7 protein-coding genes are annotated in these 8,500 nt (G+C 66.9%); 4 read left to right on the top strand and 3 right to left on the bottom strand.

The window, feature by feature from the left end:
- Positions 1–764: 764 nt before the first annotated feature.
- Together RT567_RS10530 and RT567_RS10525 are read right to left on the bottom strand one after the other, a co-directional pair.
- Positions 765–1,193, bottom strand: coding sequence for a CBS domain-containing protein (locus RT567_RS10530; RefSeq protein ID WP_313576341.1), 429 nt, complete (start codon positions 1,191–1,193; stop codon positions 765–767).
- Positions 1,194–1,265: 72 nt separating this feature from the next.
- Positions 1,266–1,934 carry a rhomboid family intramembrane serine protease gene (locus RT567_RS10525; RefSeq protein WP_313576340.1) on the bottom strand — a complete coding sequence of 223 codons (669 nt, stop codon included), beginning with the start codon at positions 1,932–1,934 and terminating at the stop codon, positions 1,266–1,268.
- Positions 1,935–2,077: 143 nt separating this feature from the next.
- On the opposite strand from RT567_RS10525, the gene hfaA reads away from it, so the two are divergent.
- The 4 genes from hfaA to RT567_RS10505 all read left to right on the top strand — a co-directional run bounded on the left by hfaA (position 2,078) and on the right by RT567_RS10505 (position 7,720).
- Positions 2,078–2,494: a holdfast anchoring protein HfaA gene (gene hfaA, locus RT567_RS10520; RefSeq protein ID WP_313576339.1), complete on the top strand. Its 417-nt coding sequence runs from the start codon at positions 2,078–2,080 to the stop codon at positions 2,492–2,494.
- Positions 2,491–3,510, top strand: a complete 1,020-nt coding sequence (hfaB, locus tag RT567_RS10515) for a holdfast anchoring protein HfaB (RefSeq protein WP_087141900.1) — start codon at positions 2,491–2,493, stop codon at positions 3,508–3,510. The genes hfaA and hfaB overlap by 4 nt, the downstream gene beginning before the upstream one ends.
- Positions 3,437–4,702: a holdfast anchor protein HfaD gene (gene hfaD, locus RT567_RS10510; protein ID WP_313576338.1), complete on the top strand. Its 1,266-nt coding sequence runs from the start codon at positions 3,437–3,439 to the stop codon at positions 4,700–4,702. Before hfaB ends, hfaD begins: the two co-directional genes overlap by 74 nt.
- Positions 4,703–4,840: 138 nt before the next feature.
- Positions 4,841–7,720: an insulinase family protein gene (locus RT567_RS10505; RefSeq protein WP_313576337.1), complete on the top strand. Its 2,880-nt coding sequence runs from the start codon at positions 4,841–4,843 to the stop codon at positions 7,718–7,720.
- Positions 7,721–7,846: 126 nt separating this feature from the next.
- Here the strand turns inward: RT567_RS10505 and RT567_RS10500 are convergent.
- Positions 7,847–8,500, bottom strand: a 654-nt coding sequence (locus RT567_RS10500; RefSeq protein ID WP_313576336.1) for a hypothetical protein, incomplete at its 5' end; no start/stop codon positions are given.

Here is an 8,500-nt window from a genome sequence, read left to right as displayed (position 1 = left end):
CCAGGATCAAACTCTCAGGTTGAGTTGACTTATCTGACCTAAGCATTTGCGATCCCCCATTCCTTTTCAGGAGAGGGCCGCTTATGGCTTTAGTTCTACGTATTCTTGACGAGATCCCACGTTCACCGATCCGAAGACCGGTTACATGGTATGTCTTTTCAAAAAGACCGCAGTTGTCAGTGTCGACTGATGAACCCCGAAGGGCTCTCGCCAGGACACCGCCGCCTGCGTTTCTCTTTCCAGATCAACGATTTCAAAGACCAGAACCGGAAGACCGGCTGAACTGTTTAGCGCCGGTTCGCGGCGGAGGCGGCTATCTAGCTGCCCCAGTTTTCCGTGTCAAGCAGTTCTTTTTAAAGAACTTTCTTTTCACGAAACCGCTCCGGAAGGAGCGGCGGAGGCGGCTATCTAGTGAGAGCCGATCTCCTTGTCAACCGGGCTTTTCAGCCTTTCTGCTTTTTCCGAAACCGAAGCTTCGAAGGCCGCAGTAAACCGCCGGGAAAACCGAGAGGCTATCCCTCAACTCAATCCAGCGATTCGATTGAAGCGCGGAAACTAACCGATCCAACCAACCGAAGCAAGAAGGTTTTTCAAACCCTTGCCCCAATCAAAACCCCGAAAACCAAGTCTCCGAAGCCCGTCGGGCCAGCCCGTCTCCGAGCGAGGCGGCGATATACGTCGGGCCCTTCCGGGTGGCAATAGGCAAAAGCGGCTTTCCCGATCTATCCACAGAACGGGCGCTTATGCACAGGCCGGCCCCGCCCCTACCCCGCCGCTATATAGGTGCGCAGGCTTTCAGCTTCCTGCGTGGCCTGGGCGATCTGGCATTTGACCACGTCGCCGATCGAGACGACGCCGGCCAGCCGCTTGTTCAGCAGCACCGGCAGGTGACGAATCCGGCGGTCCGTCATGCGCGCCATCAGCGCCTCGACCGTTTCGGCTGGATCGGCGAAGACCACTTCGCTTGTCATATAATGGGAGACGGGACGCTTCAGCGCCTCGGCGCCGTCGCGTGAGATGGCGCGGACGATGTCGCGTTCGGACAGGACGCCGACCACGCTTGCGTCCTTATATACGATCAGCGCCCCGACCTGGCGTCGCTCCAGTTCAGCGCAGGCGTCATTCAGAGTGGCGTCCGGCGCCAGGGTGAAGACGGCGTCTCCCTTGCCCTTGAGAATCTCGGCGACCAGCATGGCGACTTCCTCCTTATGGGCAGGCCGTCGTCCGCGGGCGTCGCGGACCGGCCGCAAGGGGGACAGGTTCGCTCAGACTCCGCCGATAGGCAAATCACGGCGCGCGGCGAACCATCCGCCGATGGGTCCGATCGCGAGGATGCCGAACAGGAAACCGACGGCGTGCGCTTCCCAGGCGATGCGCGCGCCGTCCGCGCCCGGCGCCAGGCCGATCAGGCCCACAATGAGATTCACCGCCATCCACGCAGCGGAAGCCTTCAGAACCATCGGATGGAACAGCGGCAGGACGCGCCCATGGCCGCCCATCAACCGGGTCGCGGCGCCGATCAGGCCAAAGACAGCGCCCGACGCGCCGACCAGCGGAGCCATGCTGTTCGGATGCACCAGCCCATAGCCCAGCGCCGCCACGGCGCCCGCCGCTATATAGAAGAAAATAAAGACCAGCGGCCCCGGCCCGCGCTCCATCAGCCGCCCCACGGGCGCGCCGAAGGCCAAGGCGCCCACGGCGTTCATCGTCACATGGGCCCAGCCGCCGTGCAGCAACATGGAGGTGAACAGGCCCGTCCACTGCCCGCGCCACAGCTCCGCCGGGACGAACGCCATGGAGAGTCCCTGATCGGGAAGCCGCTCCTGCAGATAGAAGAGCACCGGCATGGATGCTGCGATCAGCAGAGGCAGGAAGGGCGCGTTGAAGATCTTTTCGCGCGGCGGCCGCGGCGAACGGGCGTCAGATTGGGACATTCGCCCTTGATGGGGCCAGTCGCATCCGATCTCAAGACGCCGTTTTGCGCCAATACGACACTGAAACCGTATGGCACGGTCATTGCGTGAGCCGTTCCAGAAGTTCTCGGGAGCGCCTTATGCCGTCTCATAGCCTGACACTCATGACCGTAGCGGCCGCCGCCGTGCTGGCGGTCCTGCCCGCCGGTTCCGCCGTCGCGCAGTCGACCGGCTCGGCCGGAGCGGGCCAGTTCCAGGCCGGCTACGGCGCCTCGCGCTACACCACCGCCCAGGCCAGCCGCGGCACGACCCGCGACGCCAACGGCAACCGCCTGGTTGTCGACGGCATCATCCAACAGAACGGCAGCGCCTATTCGCGCAGCGATAGCAACGCCTCGTCCAGCTACCTCAACGGCGGCGTCGGATCGGGCGGCGGAACCAACATCGGCGGCTCCACCGCCATCGGCAACAACCTGAATGTGGTCGTCCAGGGCAACCGCAACACGGTCGTCGTCAACTCCAACCAGACCAACAACGGCAACATCAACGCCGGCACCACCCTGAACGGGCCCCGTCCATGAACATCTCCGCTATCCGTCGCTCGCCCGTGCGCGCCTTCGGCTGCGTCGCCGCCGCTGCTGCTCTGCTGAGCGGCTGCGCCACCTCGGCCGGCCCCTCGGGTCAGTACGCCAAGCCGATCGGCAATGCGCCGGTCACGTCGAACCCGACGCCCTATTCGACCGCGCTGTATTGCCTGGCCGACTATGCGCGCCGCTACAACCTGCCCTCGCCGCGCATGGCTGTGGGCCGGATCAGCGACTACACCGGCTCCATCTCCTCGGACGGCGGCCGCCAGATCACCCAGGGCGCGTCCCTGATGGCCAACACCGCCCTGGCGAAGGCCGGCGCCCGCATCGTCGAGCGCTATGACACCTCGGTGTCCGAGCTGGAGCTGCGCTACGCCAACAACAAGCTGATCGGCGACGACCAGCCGAACGGCGCGCCCCAGGACGCCGCCTTCCGCCGCATCCTGGCCGGTCAGGTGCCGGGCTCCGACTTCTATGTGGTCGGCGGCATCACCGAGGTGAACTACAACATCCGCTCGGGCGGCTTCGACATCGCCGGCGGCGAAGTGGGCCAGAACGGCGGCTCGGGCCTGCTCACCGGCAAGGTGTTCGTGATGAACGTCGCGATCGACCTGCGCCTGGTGCAGACCACCACCCTCGAGGTCGTAGACGTCGTTTCCTATCAGAAGCAGATCGTCGGCCGCGAAGTGTCGGCAGGCGTCTTCGACTTCCTGAACGGCAACGTCTTCGACATCTCGGCCGGCACCAGCGGTCTGGAGCCGGTCCAACTGGCGGTCCGCGCCCTGGTCGAACGCGCCACGGTCGAGTTCATGGCCAATCTGTACGGCGCCCCCGGCCCGGAAATCTGCCTCAACCCCGCCAATGACCCGCTGGGCGACAGCCCGGTCGGCGCCACCGGCGGCTACTATCCTGCTTACGCAAACACGGACACGAACAATGGCCAAACTCGCGCCGACCCGTCTCGCTGGCACGATCGCCGCGACAACGCTGTGCGTGATGGCGGCCGCTGAGGCCCCTTCCGCTCACGCTCAAGCCCAGGATCGCGGTCTGGTCCTGAATGAACAGCTCAACCTGGGCGACGTCATCAGCGGTCAACGCCTGAACGTCGTCAACGTCAGCGACAACGTCGCCGTGTCGAACGCCGCCATGGGCAACGCCCTGTCCGGCGGCGCCGACGGCCGCGCCGCCGACATCCGCTCGACCCAGGACATGCAGGGCGCCGCCGTGGCGGACACCTCGCTGACCCTGCGCGGCGAGACGGGCTATGTGAACAGCGTGACCCAGGCGCGCGGCAACTATCTGGCCGGAACCGCGGTCAACACCGGCATCGACGTCGACGCCGGTCAGAACCTGAACGGCAACGTCACGGCGCGCAGCCAGATCGTGGAGACCGGCGCTCGACTGAATTACGGCGGCCACGTCTCGGCCGACGCCATCGGCAACACCGTCGCCCTGGGCGCCAGCGGCACGGCCGAAGCGCGCGGCGCCATCACCGGCCGCACCGATCAGAATTCGACCGGCGAAATCTACGCCGAGAACGAGGCCCGCTTCACCTACGCCCCGGCGCCGGCCGTCTTCAGCAGCCAGGCATCCGCCAACGCCGTACAGGCGACCTCGACGCCGAACTCACACCAGAACCTGGCGGTCAGCCAGAACGCCTCGGGCGCAGGCGTCACCGCCTGGACCGGCGTGTGGGCGGGCAACGCCTGGGACATCGCCGCGCGCAGCCGCGCCGCCTCCAACCAGGCCGCCTTCTATAACCAGGGCGGTTCGCTGGTCGTGGACGTGGATCAGCAGAACTCGGCGGAGGTGCTGTCGCGCACCGAACTCAGCTCCTATGACTTCGGCGCCGCCCATTCGACCGCCGAGGCCGTGGGCAATGAGGTCCATGCCGGCAACAACGACATCTATGTCAGCATCGACAACACCCAGATGAACACCGGCGGCGTCACCGCCAGCGCCGGCTTCACGGGTCAGAACGGCTATGACGCCTATGTCGGGGCCAATGCGGCGGGCAACGCCGTCACCGGCTTCGCCTGTTCGACCTGCGGCGGCGACCTGAACGTGCGCAACAGCCAGACCAACATGGGCGATGTGCGGGCGACGGCGACGACCAACGTCAACGGCTGGGGTCGCAACGTCGTCGCGGGCTCCAACGCCGTCGGCAACACCGCAAGCTTCTACGTCACTGGCCCGAATTAACTTTCGGTAACTTGAGGTAGTCAAGCTCGTTTGTCACCGTGAACAGGCGCGAAGCTGAAGAAGCTTCGCGCCTGTCTTACGTGCAGGGCCGCAATCAGTCCCGGGGGCCGCCCGCTCGCACGTCGCGGAGACTACCGAATGCGATCCCCTCGCCGCCTGCTCTTGCTTGCCGCGTCCAGCCTCGCCCTGATGGGCGGAGCCGCGCTTCCCGCCGTCGCCCTGACCCCGCCGTCAGCCGCCGCGACGCAGGACGCCCAACCCTCCAGACCCTGGGCCCAGGCGGCCAGCGACATTCCGGCCGACGCGGCCGTGCGCTTCGGCGTCCTGCCCAACGGCATGCGCTACGCCATCATGAAGAACGCCACCCCGCCCGGTCAGGCGTCGCTGCGCCTGCGGATCGCGGCCGGTTCGCTGATGGAGAATGAAGACCAGCTGGGTCTGGCCCACTTCATGGAGCACATGGCCTTCAACGGCACGACGAACGTGCCCGAGAATGAGCTGCTGCGGATTCTGGAACGTCTCGGCCTGGCCTTCGGCGCCGACACCAACGCCTTCACCAGCTTCGACCAGACCGCCTATACGCTGGAACTGCCGCGCACCAACGACGAGACCGTCGACACCTCGCTGCGGATCATGCGCGAGCAGGTCTCCGAAGCCCTGATGAAGGCCGAGGACATCGACGCCGAGCGTGGCGTGATCGAGGGTGAAGAGCGCCTGCGCAACACCCCGGCCCTGCGCTCGCTGAAGGCGCAGATCGCCCTGCTGGCGCCCGGCCAGCGTCTGTCGAACCGTCTGCCGATCGGCGATCTCAGCATCATCCGCAGCGCCCCGCGCGAACGCTTCGTCGAGTTCTACGAAGCCTATTACCGCCCCGAGCGCGCCACCATGATCGCGGTCGGCGACTTCGACGTCGATCAGATGGAAGCCAAGATCAAGGCGACCTTCTCGGACTGGAGGCCCAAGGCCGCCGACGGTCCTGAGCCCGATCTGGGACAGGTCGCTGCCCGCCAACCCGAGACCCGTATCCTGGTCGAGCCGGGCGTGCAGTCCTCGGTTCAGCTGAACTGGATCCGCAACCCCGACCTCGATCCCGACACGGCCGCGCAACGCCGCGACAGCCTGCTGCAGAACCTGGGCATGGCTGTGCTGAACCGTCGCCTGGGCGAACTGGCCCGCGCCGACAACCCGCCCTTCATCGGCGCCGGCGGCGGCCAGGGGACTCTGTTCAAGACCCTGGACCTCGGCAGCGTCTCGGCCGCCTTCAACCCCGGCGGAATCAAGCGCGCCCTGGAAACCATCGAGCAGGAACAGCGTCGCCTGGTGCAGTTCGGCGTCTCCCAGATCGAGATCGATCGCGAGATCGCCAACACGCGCACGGCTCTGGAAAACGCTGTCCAGGCCGCCGCAACGCGCAGCACCCCCGCCCTGGCCAACGCCCTGCTGGGCGCCGCCAACGACGACAAGGTCTTCTCGGCCCCGGCGGCTGACCTCGCCCTGTTCGAAGCCGCAGTGAAGGATCTCAAGGCCGAACAGGTCAGCGCCGAGGTCAAGCGCGCCTTTGAAGGCCAAGGCCCCCTGGCCCTGGTCATCACGCCCGAACCGATCGAAGGCGGCGAAGCGGGCGTCACCGCCCTGCTGGAAGCCAGCCGCGCCACCCCCGTGACCGCTCCGGCCGTCCAGGCCGAGCTGGCATGGCCCTACGCCGACTTCGGCGCCGCCGCCACGCCGGTCTCGACCACCGAGGTCGCCGCCGTCGGCGCCACGGTCGTCACCTTCCCCAACGGCGTGCGCCTGACCGTCAAGCCGACGGCCTTCAAGGATCAGCAGATCCTGATCTCTGTCCGCACCGGCATCGGCGAGATGGGTCTGCCGACCGACCGCTTCACCTCCGAGTCCCTGGCCCCGATGGTCTTCACCGCGGGCGGTCTGGGCAAGCTGACGGCGGACGAACTGAATCGCGTCCTGACCGGCAAGATCTACGGCGCCGGCTTCGCCATCGACGGCGACGCCTATCAGCTGTCGGGCGCCACCCGTCCGGCCGACCTGCAACTGCAGATGCAGGTGCTGGCCGCCTATCTGACCGATCCGGGCCTGCGCCCGGCGCCGTTCGAGCAGATCAAGGCCGTCCTGCCTCAGTTCATGGCTCAGCAGATGGCCACGCCCAGCGGCGCCTTCAGCCTTCAGGCCAGCGGCCTGCTGGCCAGCGGCGACAAGCGCGAATCCATGCCCTCGCCGGCCGAGATCGCCGCCTTCACCCTGGACGACCTGAAGCAGGGCGTGGTTCAGGGCCTGGCCTCGGGCCCGATCGACATCGTCATGGTCGGCGACGTCAAGGTGGAGGACGCGGTCGCCTCGGTCGCCTCGACCTTCGCCGCCCTGCCCGCTCGCGCCCCGGCCGCCCAGCCGATGGCCGGTTCGGATCAGCGCCGCTTCCCCGCGCCGACGGCCCAGCCCGTTCGCCTGACCCACGCAGGTCCGGCCGAACAGGGCCTGGCCTACATCGCCTGGCCGACCACGGATGCGGTCAATGATCGCACCGAGTCGCGCCGGGCCGCCATCCTGGCCGAGGTGCTGAAGCTGCGCGTCCTGGACGAAATCCGCGAGAAGCAGGCCCTGGCCTATTCGCCTGGCGTCCGCGCCTCGGCGTCCGACGTGTTCACGGGTTACGGCTCCATCTCGATCACGGCCGATACGGCGCCCGAGAAGTTCGGCGCCTTCTTCAGCGCCGTCGACGCCATCATCGCCAACCTGCGCGACAAGCCGGTCAGCGAGGACGAGCTGAACCGCGCGCGCCTGCCGGTGATCGAGTCTCTGCGCCGCAGCCAGGCCGGCAACGAATACTGGCTGGGCCAGTTGGAGGATCTGGCCGCCAAGCCCGCCTCCCTGGAGCAGATCCAGACGCACATCAGCGACCTGGAATCCTTCACCGCCGCCGACATCCAGGCGGCCGCGCGTCAGTATCTGAAGACGGATGCGGCGTGGAAGGCCGAGGTCGTCTCGGCCAGCGCAGCGCAGTAAGCCTGCTCCAAACGAAGAAAGGGCCCCGTTCCGCAAGGAACGGGGCCCAGTCGTTTAGGCCTATCGACGGAGAGTCGATGCCTGGACCTTAGGCGTCTGCGCCTGTCGCCAGGCTGAACAGCCGGTTCAGAAAACCCGACCGCCGACCCCGCCGTCCATCATGATCATGCCCGTGGACGCCGCGCCCTCGACCATTTCCTCGCGGTACTCGGTGTAGGTCTCTTCGCGCATCATGCTCAGCACCTTCACGCCGGCGCCGTAGCGACGCAGCAGCGAACGCTCGTTGCACTGGCGCGCCTGCTGTTCAGGACGGCACTCCAGACGCCCGCCCGCGCCGTGCCACAGGGCGTCGCCCTTGTTGCAGGCCACGGTCTCGCCCGGCGCGCCTTCGGCGTCGCTGATGGTCCATTGCAGCTTCGTGCCCGCCAGGCAGCGATACAGTTCGCCGTCATAGCTGTTGGCGACGTCCCGGCCCGGCGTCACCTGGGACGCGGGGTGCGGCACATTGCGGTCGTCGATGCAGACGGCCTGCAGCACGACCTGCTTCTCGATGCGGCGCGTGGCGGTGAAGGGCACGCGCACCGACTGCATCCCGCCCTGGACGTTCAGGCCCTGGATGGTGGTCGGATAGGGCTGGTCGACGTTGAAGTAAGCGCCGCCGCCGCCCGCGACGATGACCGTCGAGCCGGCTCGCGATCCGGCCCAGGCGCGCGCCGAAGCGTTGGCGCTGGCGTTCGCATTGACGTTCACGTTGACATTCACATTGCCGCCGCCCGAGCC

This window comes from Brevundimonas sp. (assembly GCF_032107865.1).
Lineage (GTDB): Bacteria > Pseudomonadota > Alphaproteobacteria > Caulobacterales > Caulobacteraceae > Brevundimonas.
Note: the sequence above shows the minus strand (reverse complement) of the source record. Positions and strands in the feature narration are given on the sequence as shown.

Excerpts from the sequence above, each read along its gene's own strand:
- RT567_RS10530 (WP_313576341.1), bottom strand. The coding sequence starts at position 1,193 with ATGCTGGTCGCCGAGATTCTCAAGGGCAAGGGAGACGCCGTCTTCACC.
- RT567_RS10525 (WP_313576340.1), bottom strand. The coding sequence starts at position 1,934 with ATGTCCCAATCTGACGCCCGTTCGCCGCGGCCGCCGCGCGAAAAGATC.
- hfaA (WP_313576339.1), top strand. The coding sequence starts at position 2,078 with ATGACCGTAGCGGCCGCCGCCGTGCTGGCGGTCCTGCCCGCCGGTTCC.
- hfaB (WP_087141900.1), top strand. The coding sequence starts at position 2,491 with ATGAACATCTCCGCTATCCGTCGCTCGCCCGTGCGCGCCTTCGGCTGC.
- hfaD (WP_313576338.1), top strand. The coding sequence starts at position 3,437 with ATGGCCAAACTCGCGCCGACCCGTCTCGCTGGCACGATCGCCGCGACA.
- RT567_RS10505 (WP_313576337.1), top strand. The coding sequence starts at position 4,841 with ATGCGATCCCCTCGCCGCCTGCTCTTGCTTGCCGCGTCCAGCCTCGCC.